Raw genomic sequence first — 26,533 nt, 5'->3', positions numbered from 1 at the left:
GGGGGGGCGGCGACAAAGGCGATCAGGTAGCAGATGGTTGCGCTCAGAAGCGTCGGGATCATCAGTACGCCGAACCAACCGACATAAATGCGGTTGTTGGTGCTGGTAATCCACTGACAGAATCTTTCCCAAGCGCCCGCGCTCTCGCGAGTTGAAAGGGTGGTTGTCATGGTTGAATGATTGCGGTATGAAGTTATCAAGGTTCGAGATGCGAGCTTCGTATCTCGTATCTATGTTTCACATCATAGCTACCTTTTTAAGTTTTGTAAACATCTCTAAGACAATATCTTTTTATCGATGCTATAAGCTCTCCTTAACAAAGAGAGATCGAAGTAAAAATCCTGGCACGGACTGGATAGATAGGGAAAGCCTCATCCCACAGAAGGAGGAAAAAACTTTCTTTCTGTGGTATTAGTCCGGCAAAAAACTCAGATCTATCTGCGATCGGGAGTGCGAATCGTTCACACCAGTTGTCCTTTCGCTACCATGACGACATTTCCGCCCACCGAGACTTCAATTTCGGTGTCTTTTCGTTCTGCTTTTAAAAATAAGAGTGAAGGGCGATCGATTTCATAACCTTGTTCGACGCGCACCTCGATCGCACTTCTTTTAAAATACAAATGCTCTACTAAATAGCCCGCTAAACATCCATTCGCACTACCCGTTGCCGGATCCTCGGGAATCCCCAAACTTTCGGCAAAAACTCGCACGCTTAAGTTATTTTCCGGCGCATAAGTTTCGGGGCAAAATACTAAAATTTCTTTTGCTTCTGCCCCTTCCACCCACTGAAAATATTGCTCTCGATTGACGCGGATTTTTTTTAACGCTTCGTGACTTGTTAAAGGAACGATAATAAAAGGAACGCCTGTCGAGACGGCTTGAATTGGAAATCGGGAGTCGATGCTATCCGCCTCCAAGGTTAAAACTTCGGCTAAATCCCGCGCCTCAAAGTTTTGACCGAAAGTGGGAGGGTTTTGACGCATCCAAAGTAAATCGCTATCAGATCTGCGAACGGGGATTTGACCGACTTTTAAGTTTAACAGAAGCGTATCGCTCGGATGGGTCAGGATTTCGGTCATCAAAATGTAGGCAGTTCCTAAAGTTGGATGTCCGGCGAAGGGTAATTCTTTTTTGGGAGTAAAAATGCGAACCTCATAACCGCCGTTGCGAGGAGTGCGATCGCGGATAAAAGTCGTTTCAGAGTAGTTCATTTCGCGCGCGATTGCCAGCATTTCGGCATCACTCAACTGCTCGGAATCCGCAATAACTGCTAGTTGATTTCCCGCATATTTATGCGGAGAAAAAACATCCACAATATAAAAAGGGAAGCTAACCATAAGAGTTCAAAATGAGTGAGCTTATCTTTAGTTACTATATCGCTAAAATTGCCCGATCGCTCTTTCGCGAATCCAAGCCTCTAAATAGCTAGAACCATTGCCTGTAAGGGACAGAGGGCGAGATGAAAGGCGATTTTCGGATAAATGATTTGACAATAACAGAGCGATCCCCTAAAGTTTTGTGAAAGAGATCTGCAAACTGCAAGCTCTCTTTGGGGATCGCTTTGAACCCTCACAATTATATATCTAGAGATCTATATCTTGAGATATAGCCGATCGGTCAAAACCGCTCGCGCGAAAAACCTTTTCAACCCTTCTTTAGCATATGCCCCTTTTCAGAATTGCTTGGGTGACATCTTGTTTGAGTATCCTACTCGCTTACAGCCAGAGCTTGCTGAAACTGCCCAACTATTTCTCTGCGGCTGATGCTCGTTCCTTAGAAATCTCGCTCGCTTCTGCTTCCGCAGCACCGCTAGCAACATCGCCCGTTACGGCTCCTGCGATGACAGGCCTGCACGAGCGCTTTACCGAAACCTTAGAGCGCAATTTAGCCTTTAATAGCAATTCGCAAAATCCTCGCGTGCTTCCCCTCGATAGCTCGACCTGTACGCCCTTGACAGAACAACAAAAGGGTGCAGTTCCGGTCGCGGCCCTACCTCGTCGAACATTGCCTGAAGCAATTCCCCCTCAAAACGTCTCGCAACGGTTGGGGAAATTCATGCAAAATTTACTCGCTTTCGGGCGAAAGGCTGCCGAAGGAGAAGCCAAGCCAGCAAAGGCCCTCGCCATTGAGGTGACAGTCAACCCCGTTTCCTTGCATCCTAGCCCTACGGCCTTAGAATGGGGACAATCCGAACCTCGCGCCGTCCCCGTGAGTACCATTGCTGCGGTAGAAACGCAAGCAGCGCCGCCTTCCGAGGCAGAACAAGCCTATCAAGTTCGGGTAAATGGTAGAGCCATTGCCCAATTAAACGAACAGCGCCAAGCCGATTTAATCGCCGAGCGCTTGGAACGAGCAATCTCGCAGACTGATTTTGATGCAAAGACGATTAAACCCGTGCTGTCGGGTAAAATTCCGGGAGCGATGATGGGGAAAACCCTGTTATTCGCGATCGACGATCGCATCGCCTCCAAAAACGAGAGCAATCGCGATTTGCTGGCGATTAATTGGACGAATAACTTGCGTGCAGCTTTAGGGGTTCCGCCGCTAACCTTGTTGGAGGCGCAACAGCAGATGTATAACGTCGTCGAAACCTCAAAAACGATCGAAGGGTTTGCCTCATGGTACGGCGGATTTTTCCACGGTCGGCTGACAGCGAACGGCGAAACCTATAACAAACACGCTTTTACCGCCGCCCATCCTTCTCTACCGTTCGATACTTACTTGAAAGTGACGAACCTAAAGAACAACGATAGCGCGATCGTGCGCATCAACGATCGCGGCCCCTTTATTGCGCCCAGAACCCTGGATTTATCCTGGGGCGTTTCTAAATGTATCGGCAGCGAAAAAATCGGAGTCATTCCCTATAAAGCCGTTGTAATGAAATCCAGTTCGCCCGCTCGATAGTCCCCTCCCGTATCTCCAGCCCACCCGCTCGAATCTCTCGAGCGCGGTTTGCTGTTTCTGAAGATCTGAATTCCAGGCGATCGATTATGCTATTAGGTAGGCGGCCGTCGTCGCGCGAGGAAATCTCTACAGCAAGCGCTCCTAACAATGTCAATTGAAATTCGCTCGCAACGTTTAACCCAGAAATCGCAACCCAGAACATACACCTCGCCGCCAGACGCTTCTCTGGCCTTGGGATTGGTTTCGACAAAGAGTTTCCCGGCCGTCGTGGGGACGGCGGACATGATGCTAAAGTCGGCAGAAGTAACGCTGGTGGGTTACGAGAAAGTCGGAAGCGGACATTGCACGGCAATTATTCGAGGCAAAACGGCGGACGTTCGACTCGCGGTGGAAGAAGGAGCGCGCACGGCCGAACAATTCGGACAACTGGTGGGTAAAATGGTGCTAGCGCGTCCGATGCCGAACTTAGAAGCAATCTTTCCCATCGGCAAGCACCTAGCCGCGATCGCGCACATCCAGCGAGGGTACAGCCGCCTCAGCAACCAATCCCTCGGTTTGCTGGAAACGCGCGGTTTCCCCGCAATGGTAGGCGCAGCCGATGCAATGCTGAAAGCAGCCGACGTACAATTAGCCGGCTATGAAAAAATCGGCGATGGCTTGTGTACCGCAATTATTCGGGGTACGGTTGCGAATGTTGCCGTTGCCGTCGAAGTGGGGATGTACGAAGCCGAACGTATCGGCGAACTCAGCGCAGTAATGGTCATTCCGCGCCCCTTAGAAGACTTAGAACATACGCTTCCCATCGCCAGTTGTTGGCTGGAAACACCCGAACCGCTCCCCGCCCTCGTTCCCAAAGAAGTCGAGAAACAAGAGCAGAAAGTTGTCGAACTGCCCGAACTAGAAAAGATTCCTTTGAGCTTAGATGCGTCAAAAGAAGCCGAATTAGCCTTAGAAATTCCTGTAGAAGAAGAAGTTCCCGAATTAGAAGTTCGTAAGGAACGAAGAATGGAATTTCCGACCAGCAGAGAGCCGGGTATAGAAGAATTGTAAGCCAGAAAGCCTTAAAAATAGAGCCAGAATTTCGGCTCAAATCGAATCGTCTTGGGTTCGCTCCCCAGGAGAAATACGAGGGAGTTCGACGGAGCCTGAAACGTAATTCTATCGTAAGCTGAAAGCTTTACCCTTTCTTAAAATTCAGGTTTTAGTCGCTACGCATTTGGGCTAGGACGCTGAAATGGCTGTCAACGGCACTCAGGAGTCGAAAACTGTCCTAATCTCAGGATATAGCGCTGTATCAAACTCGCATCAGCCAAACCATCATCCGAAAACTGGATCGAGATGGGATAATAACCAGCAGTGACAGAGGGAAGTATGACGATGTTTGCAAAAGAATCCTGGCCGACGTTTAAACGATTCATCTTAATTGGCTTGACGATTCTCGCCTTGATTAATATTACCCTCTCCCTCATTCAAAGCTGGCAACAGCCGCAGGTGCAAAGTCGCTTGGAACTCTACCAAACCGACTTGCTCTTACAAGCCGCAGAATTTAAGGCTGATAATGCCCAGACGCAGCAAGTTCTCGAAACAGCTTTGGGCGAGACTCCCTACGAAAGCGCCCGCGAGGAGTACGCTGAGGCTCGCACCGAGGTGCAAAACAGCCTTGTCGTTGCCAAAGACGGTGCAAAAATCTCGGAGCGAGAGCGACTTGAGGCTCGCAACTTCCTCGAGCAAATCGATCTCAAACTCGGCATTCTTCAAGCGCAAGAAGGCAAAGTGAAGGAAGCGCAACAACGCTGGGCGGAACTCGGCAAGCGCGCTCGCAATCCGCAAGTTGCTAGCACGGCAACGATTTTAGAGAGTTTGTGGGCGGAAAATGCTACGGCAGAACCGGCCCCCATCGCTCCCGTACTCGAACAAAACCTCGAGGGCTGGTTTCGCGATCGCGCGATCGAGCAATTATACCGCATTCAACAGAACCGCGAAGGCCTCGCCCAACTCGCTGCCGAACGACAAATGACTGCCCGCGCCGCCCTCACCAAACTCGCAATTGTGAGCGGTTTGCCCGCATTTTGTGGGTTGCTCGGAGTGATTCTGCTGCTCTTTTTAGCCGCTCGTACCGTCTGGCAGCCGCAAAAATCGTTGCTGACGCTTCCGGAAACTCTCGCTTGGCAGGTTCCTTGGGACGGCGAAACGATTTGGCAAGTTCTTATCGTCGGTTTTTTCTTTGCCGGACAGTTCCTATTACCGCTATTTTTTGGCTTTTTAGGACTCGATCCGACGGGGTATAACGTGCGAGAAAAAGCGTTTTTGGTTCTCGCGAGCTACCTCCTCCTCGCCGCCGTTGGACTCTCGGTGTTGTACGTTTCGATTAAGCCCTATTTCCCTTTGCCGACCGATTGGTTTCGCTTTGAGGTGCGGGGAAATTGGTTTTTGTGGGGGCTGGGCGGTTATCTGATTGCAGTTCCCGTTGTGGTGGTCGTTTCTTTGATTAACCAGCAGTTGTGGAATGGACAGGGCGGAAGCAATCCGATTTTATCGCTAGCGTTGCAAGCGCAAGATTGGGTAGCGCTGGGAGTGTTTATTTTTACAGCCTCGGTTGCTGCTCCGGTGTTTGAAGAGATTATATTTCGCGGCTTTTTGCTGCCGTCGCTAACGCGCTACTTGCCGGTTTGGGCGGCAGTAGCAACGAGCGCGTTGGTGTTTGCGACGGCGCACCTGAGTTTGTCGGAGGTTTTACCCCTGACGGCTTTGGGGGGAATTCTAGGAGTAGTGTACGCGCGATCGCGCAATCTCCTCGCTTCGATTCTGCTCCATAGCTTTTGGAATAGCGGCACGCTGTTAACGCTATTCGTTTTAGGTAGATAGACTCAATTTTTGGGTTTGGTTCTAGAATCGAGAGGTGAACAGTTGAGATATCTCCACCTTTAAGGGGGTGTTTTTCAAGAACGGACATTGTATGAATCAGCCGCAACGGACAATCGTTATTCTTGACAATTCGGAGGAGGAGCGCGCAATTTACCGCCGCTACCTCCTGCAAGATCGTCGCTATCGCTATCAAATTTGGGAAGGAGAAAGCGGACAAGCGGGATGGGAATTATGCGATCGCGTAAAACCCGATGCGGTTTTGCTCGACTTTCAACTGTCGAATTCGGCGGAAATCGAGCTTCTACAACGCTTGTGCGCTAACCTGGACAGTTGGCGTTCTTGCCCGATTGTCCTGGCAGCGCAGGACTGCCAAGAATTGAATGGGCTTGCTCTTGAATGGCGTGCTGAGGACTGTTTGCTCAAAGGAGAGGTTACGCCTACTATACTCCTGAACGCGCTGGACGCTGCTCTCGAACGACAACGGTTGCAACGCCAACTTGCTTACTCTCGCGCCTGCCAAGAACTGAGTACGGGGATTGCGCGTCAAATTTATCAAGGTGCAAGAGTTACTGAAATCCTGGAAACTACTGCGATGCGATCGCGCCAACTGTTAAACTGCGATCGCGTTGTTATCTATCAGTTTTATCCCCAAGGGGGCGGTGCGACAATCGCGGAATCCGTCGCTTCTAACCAGCCTCCCCTTCTACCGAGCGACGAGTTTCATGATTTTATATTCACGCTAGAATCGATTTGTCAAGAAAGTTGTGCGATCGCTAATTTAGACGAAGTAGCGTTGAGTCAGCACGCTCGACAATGGTGCGATCGGTTCCAAATGAAAGCCAGCCTTAGCACCCCGATTCTTCTCCCCTCCAAAGCACCTGTGGCTACCGAACCCCTTCAGCCCTGGGGCATCCTCGTCGCCTACCAATCCTCCGAAACGCGCCTCTGGTCCGTCGAAGAACTCGAATTCATTGAAAATATCGCCCTACATCTCGCTGTCGCCCTCGAGCGCAACAGTCTCCTTGAAGAAGCAGAACGCGAACGGCAAGCTCAAATCCAATGCCAGCGCCTGGAAAATCAACTGCACGCGATCGACGAACGCTACAATTTAGCCGCAGAAATCACTCGCAGTATCATTTACGATTGGGATATCGAAGCCGATATCGTCGCTCGCGCTGGGGGACAAGAGCGGTTATTAGGAAGTTCCATCGCAGACGCAGAACCAACGCGCTACTGGTGGAACCAACGCATCCATCCCGAAGATCGCGCCCGCGTCCGGGAAGAAGTGCAAGACTTTTTTTTACCGGGAGATCGAAGTCATTACGGTATCGAATACCGCATCCGCCACGAAAACGGTCATTATATTTGCGTTCGCGATCGCGGGATCGTCTTGCGCGACGAACATAGCATCCCTAAACGTGCCGTCGGTATAATTCAAGAAATTGATGGCAGCGAAATCGAACTTTGCAAGCAAAGCGAGCGACAACAAGAGAGGCACTCGCTCAACTCTTACTTCGTTTCGATGGTATCCCACGAATTTCGCAACCCCCTCAATAGTATTAGCGGTATCGCTCAGATGCTAGAACTTTACGATACTCGCCTCTCCCCTGATAAGAAAAAAGAACTTTTCCAGCGAATGCAAAAAGGGATCGAGCGTACAATCGAACTTCTTGATGATGTCTTGCTGCTCGGTCGCGCCGATGCGAAAAAACTAGAATTTAATCCCGCACCGTTGAATCTAGAAAACTTTTGTCGGGGCGCGCTCGCAGAAGTTCATATCGAAGAGATCGAAACAACGAAAGTTGAATTTACTTATCGAGGCAACAAAGAAGCAAACGTAGATAAAAGCCTCCTCCGACATATTCTTGTGAATTTACTCTCAAATGCTATCAAATATTCACCTGAAAAAAAATTGATTCAGTTCGATGTCGTATGCAGTGACGCTGGAACTGTCTTTAAAGTAACCGATTGTGGAATTGGGATTCCCCTCGAAGATCGCCAGCATCTTTTCAATACCTTTCACCGGGCTACTAACGTTGGTTTGATTAAAGGAACGGGATTAGGGCTAGCGATTGTCAAACAGTGCGTCGAGTTGCACGGCGGCGAGATTGAAGTCAGCAGCGAAGTCGGTAAAGGAACAACTTTTACAGTCTCGATTCCTTATGGGGCAATCATGAATAGTGCCTAGTGCAAAGCCAGCGAGGAATAGCAAACAGTGATTCATTATCAATCCTCTTAAATGTCAGATTTTCAAATTTTTTTTCTCTCGATTTCTTTAACTTCCTTACTGATTTGGATTGTTTTAATATTTTTCTGGGGTGATTTTTGGAAATGCAACTGTAAATTAGATGCAAATTCTCAATCCTCCCTTATAGAAAAATCGAGCGTTTCCGTTTGTGCCGTCGTTCCCGCCCGTAACGAAGCAGAAGTTTTGCCAAAAACGCTGCGCTCTCTTTTTCAACAAACTTATCCCCTGACCGTCATCCTGATTGACGACCAAAGCAGCGATGGAACTGCCGATATTGCCAAAGAAGTTGCCGCATCATTAAGCATTAAAACTGCAACAATCTCACCTGAAATTGTCGCCGATTCTGATACTCAGTTGCATATTTTATCCTCTCAACCGCTGCCCGCAGGCTGGACTGGAAAACTCTGGGCCTTAGAACAAGCAACGCACTACGCTACCCAATTAAGTCCCCCTCCAGATTATCTCCTCCTCTCCGATGCCGACATCGATCGCGTCCCCACTAACGTTGAAAGCTTACTCCTCAAAGCGCGCGCCGAACACCTCGATTTAGTCTCCTTAATGGTCTTACTGCGCTGTCAAAGTTTTTGGGAAAAACTTATCGTTCCCGCCTTCGTTTTCTTCTTCCAAAAACTTTATCCGTTTTCTTGGACGAACGATCCTAAAAAATCAACGGCTGCTGCCGCTGGAGGCTGTATTTTAATGAAGCGCGAAGCCTTAGAACGCATCGGAGGCATCGCCGCTATCAAAAATGCCCTAATTGACGATTGCTCCCTAGCCAAGGCGGTAAAATCGAGCGCTCCCGATGCCAAAATTTGGCTGGGACTGACGGAATCTGCCTTCAGTTTGCGCCCCTACGATTCCCTCTCAACGCTCTGGGATATGGTCGCGCGTACTGCTTTCACGCAACTCAATTATTCGCCATTATTATTACTAGGAACACTGCTCGGAATGGGGTTAGTTTATCTGGTTCCGCAGGGAGCCGCAATCGGGGGAATGGTAGCGGGAAATTGGCAAATTGCGATCGCGGGTTTCTCAGCTTGGAGTTTAATGAGTATCAGCTATTTACCCACATTGCGCCTCTACCGTCGCTCGCCTTGGTTTGCCCTTACGTTGCCTTTTATCGCCTTCCTTTATAGTCTCATGACACTCGATTCGGCCTTGCGTCATTGGCAAGGGCGCGGTGGCAGTTGGAAAGGCAGAGTTTATAATGGATAATGGATAATGGATAATTGATAATTGATAATTGATAATTGATAATTGATAACTAAGAGGCTATTTATAAAGCCGAATCTTATTGGATCGGACAATGGACAATAAAATGACTGTGTTCGTTATCAATTGTCCATTATCAATTATCCATTAACTATTAACTGTTTTACCGTTTCTTCGCCGGTTTTTTCCCAACTGAATAATTGGGCGCGTTCTAAACTGCGACGGGAAAGTTGCGATCGCGCCTCTCCATCCTCCCACAGTTGTTGCATCGCTGTGGCAATTTCTTCGACTGCGTAAGGATCGATTAAAAGCGCCGCATCTCCCGCCACTTCAGGAAGCGAGGAACAATTGGAGGTTATAACGGGCGTACCGCACGCCATTGCTTCGAGAACGGGAATCCCGAATCCTTCCCACAACGAGGGAAACACGAAAGCAATTGCGTTACTCAATAATTCGGGAAGTTGCGAGTAAGGAACGTATTCGAGAAATTTTACCCGTCCACTCAATCCTAAAGTTTCGACTTTTTCCTGCAAGGCTGGAGTGTAGCGGGGATCGGAGGAACCCGCAATCCTTAGTTCGCTGTCGCTAGGGCGCAACCGGGCGAACGCTTCGATGAGTCGGCTTACATTTTTATAGGGATCGTGCCGTCCGATATAAAGAAAATATGGAGGTTCGTTACGGGGTGTGGGGCAAGGTTGAAAATGGGCGCGATCGCAAGCCAGGGGAATTGGAGTAATCTTCGCTGCTGGAATCTGCCAAAAATCGATAATATCCCTAGCTGTCGCCTCGGAATTGCAGATAATATGCTCGGATTGGGCGAGAACTTGGGGAATATAGTATTTAAAATATGGAATTAGGGGCGATCGCGCGAACAGTTCCGGGAAACGCAACGGGATTAAATCGTGTACCATCACAACAAAACGACAATTGCGGTACAGTGGCGCTTCGGGAATGGGGGAAAAAAGCAAGGGAGAGCCGCATTGACGAACGATGTGCGGCAATTTAAACTGAGTCCAGAGCAAGCGACGCAAATGGCCCTTACTACCGTGGGCGGGTGAAAGATTATCGGGGATGGGGTAGCAGCAAAAATCGGGGCGCGAGCGTGCAATTAATAGCGTTGGGGATAGTGGTTTGAGTTGCGAAACTAAGTTATTAGCATAGGTGGTAATCCCCGTGGGTTTATCAAATAGAATGGAAAGATTGACTAACACCATTATTGGGTTAAGTAGGATTGTACTGCTGTAATAGTATAGGCTTTAGGATCGACCCATTCCTACAATTGCGGTTAACTTTATTTTTAATGCCCTCTTGTTTAACTCTATCTCGTAATTCATAACTGAAATGAGTCATTTTAATGGTAAATCTCTAGCATTTTACGGCATTGCGATCGGTTCGGTCGTCGTGCTGTTTAATGCAGTAACCGCTTACGGTGAAACTCATCTGACAGCGCCGCCGTCTCTAGGCGGACGCTATCGATTGCAAATTGAGAATTTACCGAACTGTCTGCAAAAAGAACCGAAAATATTGCTCGTAGAGCAGTCGGGAGTTTATTTGCATGGGTTGCTTTTAGCAGAACAAGGTAATCTCTCCCCAGAAGCGCTAGCAGAAGAAAAGCCAACTTTATCGGGGAAATGGCAAGGAAAAGAGCTACAGTTATCCGGGGCTGCGCCGCTGGTGGGTTCTTGCGATGCTGTAACGCTTAAAGCGACGCTGCAAGGCAAAAATTTAAACGGTACAGTGCGTTTCGGTTCGAGCGCCGACGCAATTGCTTTTGCTTCAGAAAAAGAGACGGTTAAACCAAAAGCAGCGCAAGGACATTAGTTCAGCGTTCAATGCGTTTGCTGCATTGGGTTTCGGGCGATTCCGGCTGTAAGCAACTCGCGATGAGATACACCTGTAAAGATTCTTCGTTAGGCAAGCGATCGAAGATGGATAGGCTCTAGGGGTATACCTCGCACTGCAATAAGCATGGCAAGACGAACTAAAATAATTAATAATTGACAATGGATAATGGATAACGAGGAAACTTCACTATTCACTACAAGGCAGGTTCTGCTCGAGAGACTGAAAATCATTGCACGGTAGCGTCTAATTTCAGAATAATCCGGTAGACTCCGGTAGCATTCTGAAAACGGTTCAAGTAAAAATACTCACTTATTCCTCATCAAAAGCTATAGGCTGTGCGATATGTCATCGGTTCGCAAACCTACTTCAAACGCCAGAATCCGAGTTGGTATCTTACATTCCCAAAGCGGTACGATGGCGTTAAGCGAGCGACCCTTAATTGATGCCGTTTTAATGGCGATCGCGGAAATCAACGAAACTGGAGGGGTTCTCAACTGCGAGATCGAACCCGTCATTCTCAATGGTGCTTCTGCTCCGGACGAGTTTGCCGAGCAAGCGCGCCGAGCGATTCAGCAGTTGGGGGTAATGACAATCTTCGGTTGCTGGACTTCGCGCTCCCGGAAAGCGGTCAAACCGATTATAGAAGAATTAAACGCCCTGCTGTGGTATCCCTTACAGTACGAAGGCTTAGAAAGTTCGCCCCATATATTCTATACAGGCTCCTGTCCCAACCAACAGATCGAACCCGCGATCGCCTGGTTGCTGCAAAACCGAGGAAAGCGATTTTACCTGCTCGGTTCCAATTATGTATTTCCTCGTACCGCCCACCAACTCATCCGCTCCCGAGTCCAGCAGCAGGGTGGAGCAATTATCGGGGAAGAATTTTGGGCATTAGGAACAAAAAATTTCGCAGCGACTATTGCTAATATTCAAGCACTGCGGCCCGATGTTATCTTTAACACTCTCAACGGCGATAGCAACCCCGCTTTTTATCAGCAGTACCGCGATGCCGGAATAACTGCCGACGAAATTCCGATATTAGCAACCAGCGTTTCGGAGATAGAATTACAAAAGATAGGCTCGGCAGCGAACGGTCACTACGCCTGTTGGAACTACTTTCAAAGTCTCGCTACGCCAGAGAATCAAGCTTTCATTCGCAATTTTCGCGCTCGGTACGGCAGCGATCGCGTTACCTCCGATCCCATTGCCTCCTCCTACAGCCAGGTTTACCTCTGGAAACAAGCCGTCGAAGCGGCAGGTTCCTTTGAAGTCGAGGAGATTGCAACCGCCGCCATCGGTCAGCAGTTCGCCTCTCCCGGCGGTCAAATCGCGATCGCACCCAACCATCACGTTTGCAAGCCCTACTATATTGGCAGGGCAGGAGCCGACGGTCAATTTGAAATTGTCAGCCGCAGTTTAGCTCGCGTCGAACCCCTCCCCTGGCTAGGAGTCGAACAACTCGACTTTGAGAATGCCCAAACCGTTATTGACTTACTCGCCGCTGCGAGCGAAGGCTTCGAGCAAATCTCGCTCAACGAGCAAAAATCCCGGGAACTCGAAACCATCAACCAACAGTTGCAGCAAGAAGTCAATCAGCACCAGTTAACCGAACTTGCTTTAGCGGAGAGTCAATCCATTCTTTCAACGCTGATGAACAATCTCCCGGGCATGGTTTACCACTGCCTCAACGATGAGAATTGGACAATGTTGTTTGTCAGCGACGGCTGCAAAGAGCTAACCGGCTATTCAGCAGACAATTTTACAATCCACCACAATATCTCCTACGAGCAACTCATCCGCCCGCAAGACCGAGAGATAGTGCGGACAGCCGTCAAAATCGCGATCGATTCTCGTACCTCCTTTCAAATCACTTACGGGATTACGAGCGCTACTGGGGAATTCAAATGGGTATGGGAACAGGGACGGGGCGTTTTTGACTCCATCGGACAGCTTTTATATCTAGAAGGGTTCATCGCTGATATCACCGTGCGCGTCCGCGCCCAAGACGCGCTGATTAAAAGCGAGGAACGCTGGCAGCTAGCCCTGCGCGGCAATAACGACGGTATCTTCGACCTCAACTACCAAACCGGAGAGGTTTTCTACTCCTCCCGTTGGAAAGAAATGTTGGGCTATGAGAATGACGAGCTTTCTAACTGCTCTGAAGAATGGGACAGTCGCATTCACCCCGACGATTACGATCGCATTATCGCTGCCAAGCGCGCCCATTTAGCCAAAGAAACCCCCTATTTTTGCGAAGAATACCGCTTGCGCTGCAAGGATGGCAGCTACAAATGGGTTCTCGGTCGCGGACAAGCCTTATGGGACAAAGAAGGTCAGCCAGCGCGCATGGTCGGTTCCCATACCGATATCACCGCGCGCAAACAGACAGAAGAGGCCCTGCGCCAAAGCGAAGAACGCTGGGAACTAGCACTACGCGGGACGGGGGACGGTATCTTTGACTGGAATATCGTGACGGGGGAAGCCTTTGCATCCGCGCGTCTTTGGGAAATGTTGGGCTATGGCGATGGGGAACTCGAAGCGAGTCTGACGCTGTGGCGCGAGTTAGTTCACCCCGACGACTATCAACACTCCCTCGCGGCGATTAACAAGCATTTTGAAGGTCGAACCTCTCAGTATGTGGTGGAACATCGCCTGCGCTGCAAGGATAGCACTTATAAATGGATTTTGGCTCGGGGGCAGGCGCAATGGGATGAAGCCGGAATGCCATTGCGAATGGTGGGGTCTTATCAGGATATCAGCGATCGCAAGGCTGCCGAAGAAGAAATTCAATTATTGCTCGATCTCAGTCAAGCGGTAAGCGCCGCAGCCGATTTTGAAACGGCTCTTGGGATTGCTGTGGAACAGTTATGCGAGACAACGGGTTGGATTTATGCCGAAGCTTGGGTACCGACGGAGGATAATTCGGTTTTAGCGTGCAGTCCCCAATGGTACGCTCGAGAGATTGGGAGCGAGACTGCAACGGTGGAAGCAATCTCGCAGTTCCGCACCTACAGCGAAGCTTTGACTTTTCTGCCGGATGAAGACATTCCGGGAGCGGTTTGGTCAACCCAAAAGCCACTGTGGATGACAGACTGGACTCAAATTCGCGATGTCCTACTGCGACAGGAACTCGCTCTAGAGTGCGGCTTTAAAGTGGCCTTTGGCGTTCCGATCTTGGCGAACCCCCGCTGGAATTTAAGTAAAAATGTACCTTCTCTGGGGGAGAGGGAGAACGAGTCTTCTTCTGACTTACTTGCGGTTCTCGTTTTCTTTACCCTGGATTATCGCCTCGAAGATAAAAGCTTGCGAGACTTGGTGAAAGCGGCAGCCGCGCAATTGGGAACGATTCTCCAGCAGAAGAAGGCTCAAGCAGAAATGGAAGCCCTGTTTGCAGCGATGACGGATGTCGTAACCGTGCGCGATGTATCGGGACTGTGCCTAAATGCAATGCCGACGAAAGCAGAGAAGGCTTACCGACAGCCCCATGCTTTTGTCGGGCGCACGCTGCACGAAGAGTTTCCTCAAGAACAGGCAGATTTGATTTTGAATGCTATCCAACAAGCCGTTTCAACTCAAAAGGCAATTACGATTGAGTATAGCGTCCCTTTAAGCACGCGAGCGGTTTGGTTTGCGGATACGATTTCGCCCTTGTCGGAGGAGAGTGCAATTTTAGTCACGCGCGATATTAGCGATCGCAAAATTGCCGAAGAATCTTTGCGTTACGAACAGCAAAAGTCCGAGCAACTCTTGCTTAATATTTTGCCCGAATCGATCGCCCACCAACTCAAACACAATCCGGGCGCGATCGCGAAACACTTTGATGAAGTCAGTATTTTATTTGCCGATATTGTCGGCTTTACGCCGCTGTCGAGCCAACTCTCGCCGATTGAATTGGTCAATTTACTTAACGATATCTTTTCCAATTTCGATATCCTTGCCGAACGGTTTGGCTTAGAAAAAATTAAAACCATTGGTGATGCTTATATGGTAGCGGCAGGACTGCCTATTCCGCGACCCGATCACGCTGAAGCGATTGCAGACATGGCTCTCGCCATGCAGGATGCAATCTTGGCTTGCCCGAATCCGCTGGCTCGAAAGATTGAGATTCGCATCGGCATTAATAGCGGTGCTGCTGTTGCGGGGGTTATCGGGACTAAAAAGTTTATCTACGATTTGTGGGGAGATGCAGTTAATATTGCTTCGCGTATGGAATCTTGCGGAAAGCCGGGAAGAATTCAAATCACTGCGGCGACTTACGACAGAATTAAGCATAAATTTAAACTAGAAAAACGCGGCTCGATCTATGTTAAAGGCAAAGGAGAAATGATTACCTATTGGCTGTTAAATAATTGATAATGGACAATTGATAATGCTGGAGGGGGTTGTCAGCTTTGGGGTTCCGCGTTGGAGTCGGGGGCTTGAATATCGTTGCTGAGAATCGAGCGACTTTTGCCTAATTAAAATTAGTGGTTCTGCGACCTGAAATTACGAATTACGAATTACGAATTAATAATTATAATGAAAGTTTAACCCCCGGAATAGTAAGATGAAACCTCCAAAGGCTGACGAAGTGAGAACGTTTTCCGATTGGGCGGAAGTGGCGATCGCGAAACACTCCCACAAAATCCTCAAGCATGAAACTGCTGTCCTTAAAGATAAGGATCCCGAAGAATTGCACCAAATGCGAGTGGGGATGCGCCGGTTGCGCAGCGCGATCGCCGGATTTGCGCCCGCGATCGCGCTTCCGGCTGCCGCCAGCGCCAAGAAAGTGGGGAAAGTCGCCAAAATTCTCGGCAAACTTCGGGATCTCGACGTTCTCACAGAAGCCCTAGAAACGCAATATAAGCCCGCTTTACCCAGCAACGAACAAAAACAACTCAACCGTGCCTTAAAACGCCTAGAAAAGCGCAGGAAAGAGGTCTTTGAGCGCGTTCGAGATACCCTCGATGGCAAAACTTACACCGCCCTAAAAAAAGCTCTGACACAATGGCTGGAACGTCCCCAACATAACGCGATCGGCAGCGTTCCCATTGAAATCGTTCTCCCCGATCTCTTACTTCCCCAAGTTAGCAAACTACTACTGCATCCCGGATGGTTTGTCAGTACAAAAATTGAAGGCGAAACGCTAACGATAACGCATCAAAATGATTCTAAAGCCGTTGAGTCTATTCTCAACCAGCACGAAGTCACATTGCACGACCTACGAAAAGAAGCTAAGCGATCGCGCTATCAACTCGAACTCTTCGAGTCCTTTTATGACGAAAGTTACCAAGATTTTCTAAAAGAGATTAAAGCCATTCAAGAAATTCTCGGAGAGATTCAAGACAGTTTTGTTCTTGAAGACTTTCTCGATAGCAGTTTAGAGGAAAACATCAAAGAATCTATGCCTATTTTAGCCCAGCAACTGCGAGAAAGCCGCGCTCGACAGTGGCAAGCTTGGCAAAATCTACAAAAAACTTTTCTCGATCGCAAAAATCGCGAACACTTCCGCCTAATCGTCATGGGTAAGGAGGTATCGCTGTTTGAGATTGAGCCAGGGTAGAACGAAGAGTAAAACCGGGATTTTGGCTTATAATTCACATTGGGAGTGAATTACGAACTACGAACTACGAACTACGAATTACGAATTACGAATTACGAATTACGAATTACGAATTACGAACTACGAATTACGAATTACGAATTACGAATTACGAATTACGAATTACGAATTACGAATTACGAACTACGAACTACGAATTACGAACTACGAATTACGAATTATCCTTGAATTTAACCCAACCATTACCAGACGTTTACCTTCAGTCCTTACACTTACCAGTAAACGCCTATTGCTTGCGCTTTGCGCCTGACGATATGTTCCTAACTCCTCAAACATTACCGGAATTCTCCACCGACGACAGCCAAAACGGACAGCGACTGCACTTTTATCCAAAAGGCGAAATGATTCCGCTGATGACTCAAGGCGTGTGGCAAGTCTATCGAGGCTTGGTGCAGCTTAGCACCACCCATTCGAGCGGCGAAGAAGTTTTGTTAGGCTGGGCGCAACCCGCAACATTTTTCGGGCATTGGCTGACGTATTTAGAAGTCTACGAAGCCCGCGCTTTATCAGATGTGTATTTACGTTGGTATTTTTCGAGCGAGGTCGAAAATTCCGCCCGTTTGTGTCATTTAATGTTTGTGAATTTGAGTCGCCGACTCAAACAAACAGAGGCGATGCTTTCTATTGCCGGACAGCGACGAGTTGAAGATCGCCTCAACCAACTTTTATTATTGCTACAATCCGAACTCGGAGAAGCAAGTGCAGCAGGAACGCGCATTGGAGTTCGCTTAACCCATCAAAACTTAGCGAATGCAATCGGGACAACGCGCGTCACTATAACGCGATTGCTCGGAAAATTACAGCGGGAAAATTATATCTTTATCGATGACGATCGCCATATCGTCATTAACGACTCGAAATTTCGCGATCGCGCCCTAGCAATGGATAATGGATAATGGATAATGGATAATGGATAATGGATAACGTTCGGAAATGTTAATTGCTCTGTTGGTGTCTAGTCTTTTTTCGCTACATCACACCCAAGCTCTAACTAGGGTTTGCTGAAGAGTGCTGAAAACTGAGTCGGCTCGGAAAATCGATGGGTCAACGTTCTCCATTATCAATTATTGAATACGTTATCAATTATCAATTATCAACCCTAGTTTAAAATAGAAGCTCCTGCCCATCTTCAGTAAACCGAACCTCTTTCACATTCCACTCGGGATTCTCCAGAATCGTTTTGCGCAAACTACCAAACAGCGCAAATTGTTCGCAACCCGACATTGAGAGAAAATGACGCGGACTGTTAGGAGACAGACGCAAATCGATCGCCGCTACACCGTCCTTAACGCTGACTCGGTATCCAGCTAAATCGAAATCGCCACTCGCCGCCTTCTCAATCGTGCGTCCTACTGCCGCCGCCAGCGAATTATCTTCGGGAACGTTAATCGATTCGGGAACGAGGGTTTCGCAATTACTATCCGGATAATAGAGGTTAACCGCGATCGTTTCCGGGGCAGTCGTTTCAGACGAACTCGACGGAACGGGTACAGGGTTACTATCGCTCGCTTGCAGCGTCGCCGTCGGCGCTAAAGATGTCGAAGTTGCTTGCGCGATCGCCGTTTCGCTCGGGGACAGCGACAAAAACGATTGAAGGCGGAAAAATTGAGAAGAAATCGCACAACCGCTGGCACTGACCAACAATACACCAGCAATGAGTGAAGTGAAACGTTTTTTGGTACGCTGCATAGTAACGCCTCCCTGGGTGGAGATTTTTCGATCTACCTTTTTTATTCAGGGCGATCCCCCCCGCTTCGGGATGATTTTTTTTTGAGAACCAATCCCCTTTAAAACGCTCGCAAGTTAACAACCAGAATTTAAATCAAAGTAATCCTCCCGCGCATGACAGAAACAACCGTTTGGAAACGTCCCCATATTTTGGCTTTAGCCGATTTTTCCCCAGCGGAGTACGACGCAGTATTGCAGACGACGGCAAGTTTTCGAGAGGTGCTATCGCGTCGCACCAAGCGAGTCCCCGCGCTGCAAGGACAAGTCGTGGCAATTTTATTTTTTGAACCTTCGACGCGCACGCGCAGTAGTTTTGAGTTGGCTGCGAAGCGCCTTTCTGCCGATACCCTCAATTTTGCACCGGGAACTTCTTCGCTGACGAAGGGCGAGACAATTTTGGATACGGCGAAAACTTATCTGGCGATGGGGGCGGATATCGTCGTTGTCCGCCATCAAGCGGCGGGCGTTCCCGCGACTATCGCCCGGGCGCTAACAAAATTAAACCCAAAAGTAAGCATCCTCAATGCAGGAGACGGACAGCACGAACATCCTTCGCAAGGGTTGTTAGATCTGTTTACACTCTGTTCGCTTTTAGATTGGGAATCGCCGCGCCTGGAGGTGTTGAAGGGCAAAAAGATTGCGATTGTTGGCGATATTTTGCATTCGCGAGTAGCGCGTTCTAATCTTTGGAGTTTGACGGCGGCAGGGGCAGAAGTTCATTTAGCCGCACCGCCAACGCTTTTACCAACGCTGTTTGCGGAAACGTTTAAGGAAGCGCGCCCGGGCAAGGTAGTTTTGCACCACGAACTCGCCCCCGCGTTGGAGGATGCCGATTTTGTGATGGCGTTGCGCTTGCAACAAGAACGGATGACGCAGAATTTGTTGCCGAGTTTGCGGGAGTATCACCAACGATATGGGATTACGCGCGATCGCCTCAAACTGTGTCAGCCAGAGGTGAAAGTGTTGCATCCCGGGCCGGTGAATCGTGGCGTGGAAATTAGTTCCGATTTGATGGACGATCCGCGTTTGAGTTTAATCGCCCAGCAAGTTACCAATGGTGTAGCCGTGCGTATGGCATTGTTATATTTACTGGGCAATCGCAATAATGAATAAATGCTTATTGAAAAAAAATGTAGCAACTACAATCATCTATTGTCGTATAGCCGAATGTCGGGTGTCTATCTTCTAACAAAGTTTCATCGCTTGATGAATAGACTTAATGTCTACATCTTTTTGAACTGCTTCAGCAAAGCCTTGAGGAAAATTCGACTGTTCTTTTAAGGGTAATGACTGCGCGTAAGTCCATAAGCTCGATAGATGTACGAGTAATAGTAAAAATATCACAGATTTTTGAGGAATCGTTTCCCCAGTAGCCAGAATAATCATTAACATTCTGACAAATAAAGCTGGAATGTATCCTCCAGTAAGACTGTTTATCAGTCCTATAAATAAAAGTGAAAAAGGGAATGAAAGAAATAAGAATCCAACAAATATAGCAATTAAATCGATAATTGCTGAGTCAGTAATTAAGAGGAGCGACCCATACATCCTTTTCCAGTTGGACAATTCATTGTTTTTGAGTTTGCGATTGAAATCTTGGTGAATTTTGGTCTTTAACTGAAGCATCGAAAATACCAAAAATGCCCCACCCAAAACAATTAAAAGTCCGCTGGAAGCAACACCCGGAGTTCCCCAAATAGAGACGCGATGAGTCTTAAAATAGTTCAATCCTTCTTGAGTCGTGTTAGATTACCCAATTTTTAGGTCTGCTATAGCTTCTTCTTAAACTTTTCTGACAAAAAATATAGTTTTTTTGTATTGGTCAAGACGAACTAATGCCCAAACGAGTTCTGCGTTAGCAAACTCGCTCGCAAAAAAGCTTTTTTGCTTAAATGCTTTAATTACATTTTCATATGTCGGAAATTACATGAAGAATTTGGAACATTCAGAAAAATAATGTTAAAGTTTAAATGAATTGAATCCTATTATCAATAAAGATTGAGGATTGAGAATGTGAATGCTCAAAAATCTGCACGCGAACCTATAAAGAGCCAGGAAGTAACGCCCGAACAGCCTTTAACACCGAATTTTAGTAGCATTCCTGGAGCCAATAACGAGAATTTTGATTTTGATGTTTGGGCGGGTGCAGTCCGCCAGCAAATGTTGGAGGTGCTGCACAAACGAGACGATCGCCGCTCTTAAAAAGTCCGAGTATTATTACCCATTTAGACTTCGCTAGCTTCGATTTGTCGCACGGCAGTTAAGGCAGAATAACTGACTCCAGCCGTTCCTTCACCGGGATGGGTGGAGTCGCCAACTAGCCAGAGATGAGGAAGCGGCGATCGCGTGGCAAAACCAAACGGTCCAAACGTGGCAATCCGCTGTCCGACTCCGCCGACATAGCCGAGTTCGCGCCCCGTGAAACGCTCGAAGCTTCGCGGGGTGGCGGCTTCGATGTGGTGGAGGTATTCCGGGGCGAGGCGAAAGTATTGCGCCAACCGCGCGATCGCGTCATCGGTGTAACGCTGTTTGCGCTGCTGGTACTCCTCCTCGTTTCCCTGCCACCAAGGACGCACGTCTACAAAGGAAGAAGCGATAATTGTAGCTTTTCCTTCCGGCGCGCGCCCGTCTCCTGGCTTGCTAACGGACACAAACAGGGAGTTATTCTCGCCGATTTCGCCATCCCAATCGTAGAGGAATTGTAGGTGGGGCGGGCAGTTGTCGGGAATGGCGGCGCGATCGACTCCTAAATAGACGACAAATGCCCCCGATGGTGCGGGTAATTTTTCGATGCGGCGCTGATAGCCTTCCATTCCGAGGGGAAAGAGGGGATTATCGGCAATAAAGGCAGGAAAATCGAGACTTTTTTGGGTTTCTTCGCCCTTAATCTCTAACATTTTGACTAAATTCTGGACGGTGACGTTCGCAACGATTTCATCGGCAACTTCCGTGCAACAATTTCCCGTTTTTAAGTCGCGCACCGTAACGCTGAGGATATTATTTACCCCGACTTCAATCCGTTCGACATTTTGACGCATAAAAAGCTCGCCGCCGTGTCGGGTTAATCCTTCCACTAAGCGATCGCTCAAAACCTGCATACTCCCCTGCAAGTGATACAATCCCTGGGGTTCTTGGGATACGCCCAACGCAGTCGCCGCATACAATAAAGCCGTTTCCTCCGCATTGACTTGGGAGTAGAGTTTAAGCTGCATATCGAGGAACGTCCGCAAGCGTTTATCCCCCCCCAAACCGCAAGCACGCAACGCATCGCCAACAGTGAGGAAGGTAAAGGGAAAGGTAATCGCGGTATCCAAGCGCAGCGCGCCGAGGAGTTGCCCGAGATCCCAAAGATTGCGCGGCGGTAAGACGGGATCGCGCTGTTGAAAATTCCAACTGGCGTTGAAGAGGGCATTCGTTAACTGCCAAAAGGGTTCGCTGCCCGGGAATTGGCGCTGGCGTTCGGCTTGCCATTTTTGGGGATCTCGCCAAATGTTAATGGGTTCCCGTTCTCCGGGTAAAAACACAGCACAGGCGGGATCGCAGGGCGTTGCGGCGGGCAGTTCTACGCCCAATTCCTCAAAGATGCGGCGGTGGATGCCGCCCGGTTCTAAGCCAGCAACTTGCGTCGCGCCGACATCGAAGGTAAATCCGCGCCGTGCGAAGGTGGAGGCGCAGCCGCCGGGAACGAGGGCGCGATCGAAGATTTGGACTCGGTAGCCCCGCCGCGCCAGCAACGATCCTGCGGTTAAACCGCCGATTCCCGCACCAATGACGATAACGCGGCGCGATTTGTCTCTTTTCATACTCGACCTAAAAAATCACAAATTATTAATTTATTGTAAATTTTTATTGCGGCTGTGGCGAGAGACGGCGACAGAAGAGAGTTAATGTTGGATTTGTAGGGGAGAAAATTGAGAGGATTACAAATTAACCCTCTAGAACTCTGCCAAGCAGAGGTAGACCCAAACCAACTCAGAACAAAGGATTGTTTTTTCTAGGGCTTATATATCCTTGGACGGCAAGAAGAAGGGGTGGGTTAGCTCGCAGAGCGCGGAATCGAGAGAACTTCCCGCTTCGCAAAACCTAGAGTAAATTGATTAAAATTTTTATATCCTCCGACAGAAGAAAGAAGGAGCGATCGCGTACAGCAGATCGTCTTCCGACTGGGTTCCGTTTGCCGTCTCGTGGCGTGCAATGGTCAAACCAGCCCGGAAAATGAATGGGCGAGAAGCGCTCCCAAGCTGTAAAAACGCATTGGAGGAAGTTTGAGGCTACCCCTAGAGCAATGGATTGAATATTTAGCTGAAACTGAGGAGCAAATGCGTCAGTTTGTCGAGCAGCTAGATGCTGTTTTATGGATTGCCGATCCGGCAACTCAAGAAAATTTTTACCGAAGCACTGGGTTGCAAGGATTGATGGAAGTTGAAGAGGGCGCGGCAATTTCGGCGGATGATTGGTTAGCGGTCGTTCATCCGGAAGATCGCGATCGCGTGCGGAAAGCGAGGATGCACGAAACCAGGCGGGTTCCGTTGCCCTTAGAATACCGTCTATTGACCAAAACTGGGGAGGTTCGCTGGGTGCGCGATCGCTCCTTCGAGCTAGTCGGTCGCTCGGACGGGCGCAATCGCTGGATATTAATAGCACAAGAAGTGACCGCCGACAAACAAACTCAACTCGAACTAGAGCGGCGTAACTGCGAGTTAGAAGAGCGCCTCGCGAGTGTCGAAATCGATTTGCAACAGACCCGCGCGCGACTGCAAAGTATCGAACAAATGATGTTAGATCCACCGGCTCAAAAGCAAATCGAGAACTTAGTCCACCACTTGTTAATGTCGATCGAAAGCGTTAACGAAGGGATTACTGTCAGCGACTTTGAAGGCAATTTTGCGATTTACAATAGCAAAATGGTTGAAATTACTGGCTATAGCGGCGAAGAAGCGAATAACGCTACAAATTTCTTAGAACTGCTCTATCCGGATCCCAAAGAGCGCCAGCGCGCGATCGGGGGGATTGAAACCGTGTCTTACGGCGGTCGCTGCCGGGATATCGAAACGACCATCCGGGCGAAAGATGGGACGAACAAAACCCTCTTGGTGTCCAGTTCCGCTATTGACTATCTCGGTAAAAAATGGCTTTTAAGTGCTTATCGAGATATTAGCGATCGCAAACGCGCCGAACAAGCCCTCAAACTGTTGGCGGAACGGGAAGGAAGTTTGCGAACGATTGCTTACCGCCTCAAGCAAACGCATAAAATTGCCGAACTGCTAAATATTACGGTGGAAGGTGCGCGCAACTTTTTGCGAGCCGATCGCGCTTTAATTTATCGCTTCGAGCCAAACGGTAGCGGGAACGTCATCGTCGAGTCATCGGCGGGGGGTTTGCCGTCGGTGCAGTCGTGGCACTGGTTCGACGAGCGCCAAAACAACCTTCAATACTTTGATGCTTGGGACTTTGGGAAGCTCGATGGTGTTGCCTCCTCGGTTCTCGAATCCCTGCATATTCTCTCTCAGCTTGTTGTCCCCATACCGAGCGAACCCCGCGCGGAGGAACGCGCGCTCTGGGGGATTCTTGTCGTCCATCAATGCAGCCACTCTCGGGAATGGCAGCCGCTAGAACTGAGGTTCCTCTCGCAGTTAGCCGCTCAACTCGGTGCTGCTATCGACCAAGCAGAACGCTACAATCAACTCCAAGCCGCGAATCAGCTTCTGGAAATTCAAGTCGCTATTGATAGCTTGACTCAAGTTGCCAACCGCCGCAAATTTGATGAGTATCTCCTCCAAGAGTGGAAGCGCCTCGCCCGACAACAGCAACCGCTTTCCTTAATGATCTGCGATGTGGACTTTTTTAAAGCTTACAACGACACCTACGGGCATCTTCAGGGCGATCGCTGCCTGCAACAGGTTGCTCGCTGCCTGCACGAGAATGTCAGACGTTCCACCGATCTCGTTGCTCGCTACGGCGGCGAGGAATTCGCGATCGTCTTACCCAATACTCCTCTGTTAGGAGCATTGTATTTATCGGGTACGATTAACGAGCAAATCCGCTTGTTAAATCTGCCTCACTCTGCGTCGTTGGCGAGCGATCGGATCACGCTCAGTCTGGGGGTAGCAACGACGATCCCCGACCCGACTTTAGAACCGGAAATCCTGATTGCTGCGGCAGATCGCGCTCTTTACCGCGCTAAAACCCTAGGTCGCGATCGCGCCGTTTCTGAGGACGTTAATAGTGGCGGTTGACACTCCTTTCGCCAACTGCCAGGGGATTGTCAAGAATTATTTATGGACTTTGCTCTACCGGAGATACGGGAGGTTCCCCAGAAGGCGAAACTGACGGGGTGGGGGTGGGAGAAGGCGAAGGCCTAGCTGCCGCAGGCGTTGGTACGGGCGGTTTGGAATCGGAAAACTCCGCGATCGGGATTTTCGGAACTTCGAGCAGGATTTCATCATCGGGATTGGTCAGTTTCAGGCTCAGAAATTCAGCGTCCGCTAACAATCCCTTGGGAATCTCCAGCCGCCCGGAAACCACCTTCCCGCTCGCCGGTAACTCCGTCGGCAGTCCTTCAGGAACGGCGCTCACTTCCTGCTCGCGTTCGTTTGTCAATTCGATAAAGTTAGGTAAAAACTTGACCGGACGGCCGCTTTTATTCTGTAAGCTTATTTCTAATACCACGGCGTTATTTTTTTTGCGCAGAGATAGCACCTTTAACTTCACTTGTTTCTTTTCGTCTTCGAGGGAAAGGAGGGTGGAGGTTGGGGTTGGTGTCGGTGTGGCAACCACTGCAACTGGACTGGGAGGTGCTTCGGGAAGGGGCAGGCTTGATGTTTCTGGCAGAACCAATGTTAAGGAGGCTGCTGGAGTCATGGCAGTAGGCTGCGATCGCGTTTGCCACCACCCTACAGTCACCATCCCTACCACAGCCAGCGCCGCAGCGCCCCCAACCTGCCAAAGACGCGCTCGGCGAGAATGAAGCACGGTTGGCAAAATCGGAGAATCAGCGCGCGCTGCATCGGCGATAGCAGCCTTGGGTCGGGAAGCTGAATCCCTCGCGTACCGACGATCCCTTGGCGATTCCAGCGCGCCACCTTCTGGGGTTCGCTCGGCGCTAAGGCGTTCCAGAATTGACGGATCCTCACAATAAGCCTTATAGAGCGATTCGAGCTTATCCAACCGCTCTAAAATTTCCAGCGTATCTTTAGGACGTTGCGCGGGAAACGGAGACATCATCTCATCAATTAAGGTCAATAACGGCGGAAAAGGCTCCTTTACCGCTTCTTGCCATAAAAGTTTACCCTGCTCCGCTTCGTCGAATTCCGTCGGATGCTGACCTGTAAGCAAATACACCCAAGTTCGTCCGAGGGCGTAAAAATCCGATTGGGGGACGGCTTTGCCATTATTTTGCTCTAAAGGGGTGTACCCCGCCGAAGCAATACTGGTAATTCCCGATACGCCGCCCATTTTAGCGAGATAAGTCTGAGTGATTTCGCGGGCCGTACCGAAGTCGATTAGGGCGAGTTGCCCGTTCGGGCGCAGCATGATATTTGCGGGTTTGAGATCGCGATGGAAGAAGTTTTGTTGGTGGACGCAATCTAAGATCGCCAATGTCTGCCTCAACCAATCGATCGCGGTGGCCGTATCGATGGGAGAATTGAGATCGAGCCAAGTTTGTAGGTTTTGACCCAGGATTTTTTCCATCACCAGGCAATGCAGTGCTTTACTGCCGTTGGTGGGCGTTATCGAGAAATAACAGTCGATTTTGGGAATGCCGGGATGGTTGAATTGACTGAGAATTTGCGATTCTTGCTGGAACAGTTCGATCGCTTTGGGCGCTTGAACCTTTAGCACTTTCAAGATTTTAGACGTGCCGCGATCGTCGGCTTCGTAAACCGTCCCAAAGCCGGTATTATCGCTGAGCAATCGTACAACTCGATAGCGATCGAGTAATAATAAAGGGGAATGACAGCTTTGACACCGCTCGTCGGTATCGCTATTGTTGTCGGGTTGAGAGCAGTTGGGATTAATGCACAAGCTCATAGCAGCGGAGATGTTTTAAAACGTTAAAGCCAAAGATCGAAAGGGATTGTCCGGGCAATTCCTCAGTGAAAGCGAGCGGAAAGTTTCAATTACGCGAA

General features: G+C 49.1%; 18 protein-coding genes and 1 pseudogene. 12 read left to right on the top strand and 7 right to left on the bottom strand.

The annotated features are described in order from the left end of the window. Both H6G50_RS20535 and H6G50_RS20530 read right to left on the bottom strand, forming a co-directional pair. Nucleotides 1-170, bottom strand: a pseudogene (locus H6G50_RS20535) (photosystem II q(b) protein); the annotation flags it as partial. A gap of 291 nt (nucleotides 171-461) precedes the next feature. Beyond that, on the bottom strand, nucleotides 462-1,337 hold the full coding sequence (locus H6G50_RS20530; RefSeq protein WP_190720615.1) for a PhzF family phenazine biosynthesis protein: 876 nt from the start codon (nucleotides 1,335-1,337) through the stop codon (nucleotides 462-464). Nucleotides 1,338-1,662: 325 nt separating this feature from the next. Between H6G50_RS20530 and H6G50_RS20525 the strand changes: the two genes are divergently transcribed. From H6G50_RS20525 to H6G50_RS20505, 5 genes are all read left to right on the top strand, one after another. Then, nucleotides 1,663-2,904, top strand: a complete 1,242-nt coding sequence (locus H6G50_RS20525; RefSeq protein ID WP_190720612.1) for a septal ring lytic transglycosylase RlpA family protein — start codon at nucleotides 1,663-1,665, stop codon at nucleotides 2,902-2,904. 147 nt (nucleotides 2,905-3,051) lie between these two features. Beyond that, nucleotides 3,052-3,954 carry a BMC domain-containing protein gene (locus tag H6G50_RS20520; protein WP_190720609.1) on the top strand — a complete coding sequence of 301 codons (903 nt, stop codon included), beginning with the start codon at nucleotides 3,052-3,054 and terminating at the stop codon, nucleotides 3,952-3,954. A 327-nt stretch (nucleotides 3,955-4,281) separates the two neighbouring features. Further along, nucleotides 4,282-5,769, top strand: a complete 1,488-nt coding sequence (locus tag H6G50_RS20515; protein ID WP_190720606.1) for a CPBP family intramembrane glutamic endopeptidase — start codon at nucleotides 4,282-4,284, stop codon at nucleotides 5,767-5,769. Between the two features lie 91 nt (nucleotides 5,770-5,860). After that, a complete protein-coding gene (locus H6G50_RS20510; protein WP_190720603.1) occupies nucleotides 5,861-7,957 on the top strand; it encodes an ATP-binding protein in 2,097 nt (698 codons plus the stop codon). Nucleotides 7,958-8,008: 51 nt separating this feature from the next. Then, entirely contained in the window at nucleotides 8,009-9,232 is a 1,224-nt protein-coding gene (locus H6G50_RS20505; protein WP_190720600.1) for a glycosyltransferase, read from the top strand. A gap of 137 nt (nucleotides 9,233-9,369) precedes the next feature. On the opposite strand, the gene H6G50_RS20500 is transcribed toward H6G50_RS20505, so the two are convergent. Further along, nucleotides 9,370-10,443 (bottom strand): glycosyltransferase family 1 protein, encoded by a 1,074-nt coding sequence (locus H6G50_RS20500; protein ID WP_190720597.1) that lies wholly within the window; start codon nucleotides 10,441-10,443, stop codon nucleotides 9,370-9,372. Between the two features lie 127 nt (nucleotides 10,444-10,570). Between H6G50_RS20500 and H6G50_RS20495 the strand changes: the two genes are divergently transcribed. The 4 genes from H6G50_RS20495 to H6G50_RS20480 all read left to right on the top strand — a co-directional run bounded on the left by H6G50_RS20495 (nucleotide 10,571) and on the right by H6G50_RS20480 (nucleotide 17,572). Next, complete coding sequence (locus tag H6G50_RS20495) at nucleotides 10,571-11,050, top strand: hypothetical protein (protein ID WP_190720594.1); 480 nt, start codon at nucleotides 10,571-10,573, stop codon at nucleotides 11,048-11,050. 366 nt (nucleotides 11,051-11,416) lie between these two features. Continuing rightward, nucleotides 11,417-15,427: a transporter substrate-binding protein gene (locus H6G50_RS20490; protein WP_190720591.1), complete on the top strand. Its 4,011-nt coding sequence runs from the start codon at nucleotides 11,417-11,419 to the stop codon at nucleotides 15,425-15,427. A 193-nt stretch (nucleotides 15,428-15,620) separates the two neighbouring features. Next, nucleotides 15,621-16,616, top strand: a complete 996-nt coding sequence (locus tag H6G50_RS20485) for a CHAD domain-containing protein (protein WP_190720588.1) — start codon at nucleotides 15,621-15,623, stop codon at nucleotides 16,614-16,616. A gap of 224 nt (nucleotides 16,617-16,840) precedes the next feature. Next, nucleotides 16,841-17,572, top strand: coding sequence for a Crp/Fnr family transcriptional regulator (locus H6G50_RS20480; RefSeq protein ID WP_347239975.1), 732 nt, complete (start codon nucleotides 16,841-16,843; stop codon nucleotides 17,570-17,572). Nucleotides 17,573-17,780: 208 nt separating this feature from the next. Here H6G50_RS20480 and H6G50_RS20475 read toward each other — a convergent pair whose 3' ends face one another. Next, nucleotides 17,781-18,365 (bottom strand): sporulation/spore germination protein, encoded by a 585-nt coding sequence (locus H6G50_RS20475; protein WP_190720585.1) that lies wholly within the window; start codon nucleotides 18,363-18,365, stop codon nucleotides 17,781-17,783. A gap of 153 nt (nucleotides 18,366-18,518) precedes the next feature. Here H6G50_RS20475 and H6G50_RS20470 point away from each other — a divergent pair, with 153 nt between their 5' ends. After that, entirely contained in the window at nucleotides 18,519-19,517 is a 999-nt protein-coding gene (locus H6G50_RS20470) for an aspartate carbamoyltransferase catalytic subunit (RefSeq protein WP_190720583.1), read from the top strand. 72 nt (nucleotides 19,518-19,589) lie between these two features. Here H6G50_RS20470 and H6G50_RS20465 read toward each other — a convergent pair whose 3' ends face one another. Next, the gene (locus H6G50_RS20465; protein WP_190720581.1) at nucleotides 19,590-20,132 is read right to left on the bottom strand and encodes a hypothetical protein; all 543 of its coding nucleotides are present in this window, start codon (nucleotides 20,130-20,132) and stop codon (nucleotides 19,590-19,592) included. 285 nt (nucleotides 20,133-20,417) lie between these two features. On the opposite strand from H6G50_RS20465, the gene H6G50_RS20460 reads away from it, so the two are divergent. Next, nucleotides 20,418-20,606 carry a hypothetical protein gene (locus tag H6G50_RS20460; protein ID WP_190720579.1) on the top strand — a complete coding sequence of 63 codons (189 nt, stop codon included), beginning with the start codon at nucleotides 20,418-20,420 and terminating at the stop codon, nucleotides 20,604-20,606. A gap of 23 nt (nucleotides 20,607-20,629) precedes the next feature. On the opposite strand, the gene crtD is transcribed toward H6G50_RS20460, so the two are convergent. Next, nucleotides 20,630-22,207, bottom strand: coding sequence for a C-3',4' desaturase CrtD (gene crtD / locus H6G50_RS20455; protein ID WP_190720578.1), 1,578 nt, complete (start codon nucleotides 22,205-22,207; stop codon nucleotides 20,630-20,632). Between the two features lie 462 nt (nucleotides 22,208-22,669). Between crtD and H6G50_RS20450 the strand changes: the two genes are divergently transcribed. Further along, nucleotides 22,670-24,640, top strand: coding sequence for a diguanylate cyclase (locus H6G50_RS20450; protein ID WP_190720575.1), 1,971 nt, complete (start codon nucleotides 22,670-22,672; stop codon nucleotides 24,638-24,640). A gap of 40 nt (nucleotides 24,641-24,680) precedes the next feature. On the opposite strand, the gene H6G50_RS20445 is transcribed toward H6G50_RS20450, so the two are convergent. Then, complete coding sequence (locus tag H6G50_RS20445) at nucleotides 24,681-26,435, bottom strand: serine/threonine-protein kinase (RefSeq protein ID WP_190720559.1); 1,755 nt, start codon at nucleotides 26,433-26,435, stop codon at nucleotides 24,681-24,683. Between the last annotated feature and the right edge of the window lie 98 nt (nucleotides 26,436-26,533).

Source organism: Oscillatoria sp. FACHB-1406 (assembly GCF_014698145.1).
Lineage (GTDB): Bacteria > Cyanobacteriota > Cyanobacteriia > Cyanobacteriales > Spirulinaceae > FACHB-1406.
The sequence above is the reverse complement of the archived record's forward strand: the minus strand, read 5'-3'. Positions and strand labels throughout refer to the sequence as shown.